Annotated in this window: 1 protein-coding gene and 1 pseudogene; both read left to right on the top strand. The window is 59.1% G+C overall.

Features of this window, described 5'->3' with window-relative positions; all coding sequences use genetic code 11:
* Positions 1-762: 762 nt before the first annotated feature.
* The gene (locus AWB81_RS42310; RefSeq protein WP_062644487.1) at positions 763-1,434 is read left to right on the top strand and encodes a TetR/AcrR family transcriptional regulator; all 672 of its coding nucleotides are present in this window, start codon (positions 763-765) and stop codon (positions 1,432-1,434) included.
* Between the two features lie 99 nt (positions 1,435-1,533).
* Positions 1,534-1,683: pseudogene (locus tag AWB81_RS46675) on the top strand (IS6 family transposase); the annotation flags it as partial.
* Positions 1,684-2,167 lie beyond the last annotated feature (484 nt).

Here is a 2,167-nt window from a genome sequence, read left to right as displayed (position 1 = left end):
CTGGCTCGATTACGGCGATCATCCGGTGGCTCGATTACGCCGATCATGAAATGGACCGATTACGCCGATCCGTGACAGCCGACGCCGAAATGGTTGACGTACCGTTTGCGCGTCCATCACGCACATGCTCAGGCGATAAGCTGCGCCACACCCACGATCCTTGGAGGGGACCGTATGAACTTCTATCACCGTGGAGTGCCGTTGGAACTGTCTGTCACGCCCCTGGGCAACGCCTTCGTTGCGTCCGCATTGATATTGGAAGAGGACGGTCACGCGACGTCCTTGGGGAAGTTAGGCGTGTTTGCGAACGCGGACGGGGCGCTCCAGTTCGCGGTCCGATGCGCGACCGCTTTTATCGATGGTGACGTTCTTCCACTACCACCCTTCCAGGCGACTTAGGATAAAAGGCACAGCATAAGGCTGGACGCTCCGTCGTAAGGCATCTAGCACAGTCAACCGGGCTACAAAATCAGGCGTGCGGCTACGTGATGGTTCCCACGTCACCCTGCCGGTGCGCGGCGACACCAGCATACCAACTGCGCACGGATTGCGCGGGGCGCCGGGGCTCGACCGCCCACTGACCGCCAAGGTGTGGCAAGACTCCGCAGGGTCCCGGCGCTGCGTCGTTTCCTGCTCTCGTTTTTGTCGATTACAACGCGCTTGCTGCGGCCCGATCTCGGATGCGCTCATTGGTGAAACTACCAATGTCGGGCGGCTTTATGGCAGCTACTAACTAACTATCGTATTCAGGCTTCGACTGTCATGAGCGAACAACGAGTAAAACGAGACCCGGAAGGTACGCGCCGGCGAATTCTCGAGGCCGCCAAGGAGCAGTTCACAAAGCTCGGTCTTGCTGGCGCGCGCGTCGATGCTATCGCAATCGCTGCAGGCACAAACGAGCGCATGCTTTACTACTACTTCACGAGCAAGGAAGGACTATACGTGGCGGTGCTCGAAGCAATGTATCTGCAGTTCGCCGAGCAGGAAGGACATTCTGATCTGTCCGGGTTGCGACCGCCCGACGCTATTCGCGAGCTGGCACGATCGATATGGACCCACCTGCGGGAGAACCCTCAGTGGCTCAGCCTCGTCAACAATGAAAACTTGCATGAAGGTCGGTACCTTGATCGTTCGAACAAGTTGCGCGAGACGATCTCGCCCGTGGTTGACCTTGTACGTGTCACGCTCGAGCGCGGGGCTGCTGCTGGGGAATTTCGGCCCGACATTGACCCACTGGACTTCTACGTGACCCTGGTCGGCATGGGCTACTACGTTGTGTCCAATCGCTTCACAATAGCGGCGTTCACGGGCCGCAATTACGCGGAGCGTCGGCACGAAGAGTCGATTTCCGCCATGCATGTGGATATGTTGCTTGCCTATCTGCGCCCAGTATTACCCGGAGCCGACAATCGGCCGACGACAAGGCCGATCTGATCTGCACGGAGCTCAAACGTTCGGCAAAGTCACGGGTGGCGGAAGCTGCGCGAGATCTAGGCTGAGTCCGCCACTTCGCAATCGCCGCGCGCTGCCTCGCTGGAAGAGATGATGGCGGGGCGCGGAATCTGCGTCGACCATTCAACCGTACATCGCTGGGCCAACAAGGTGTTGCCGGTTTTGGAGAAGGCATTTCCTCGCCAAGAGCGAGCCATCGGTCGGAGTCGACGAATGGATGCAACGTATATGGCAACGATATCCTGAGCAGGCTTGAGGGATGTACGTACGCCGGCGCCCACGCCCTGAAAGCGGGTGGCCGACTCCGTGCAACGGCCACCGTTCGCACCAAACTGGCTCGCCACACCGGCAAGAGCATGGCCGTCCAGCGCGCGACCAGGCGATGGCGTTCCACTTCGAAGCGATACGGTGCGGCTATGAATCGTCGATGTCGAAAGACACGCTTTGACTGAACGTGTCCGCCGTTCGAATTGGCATCGCGGCCGTCTCCTCTTGCCCGAACCCGATCCAACGTTGAAACAGCGCAACCAGTCTACAGTGGTCCGGCTGCAACGGGCATCGAGTCGCCGTAGACCTCGCACTAAAAGCCGTGTCGAACAGAAACCGTTGCGCCTGTATCGTGCGAATGGAGAACCGCAAGACGCGCCGTGGCAGAAAATACCCAGTCATCGACTGTTAGCGACAGCCTTCGTTGCGGTTGCGCACCCAGCGTTAA

This window comes from Caballeronia arationis (assembly GCF_001544975.2).
GTDB lineage: Bacteria > Pseudomonadota > Gammaproteobacteria > Burkholderiales > Burkholderiaceae > Caballeronia > Caballeronia arationis.
The sequence above is the reverse complement of the archived record's forward strand: the minus strand, read 5'-3'. Positions and strand labels throughout refer to the sequence as shown.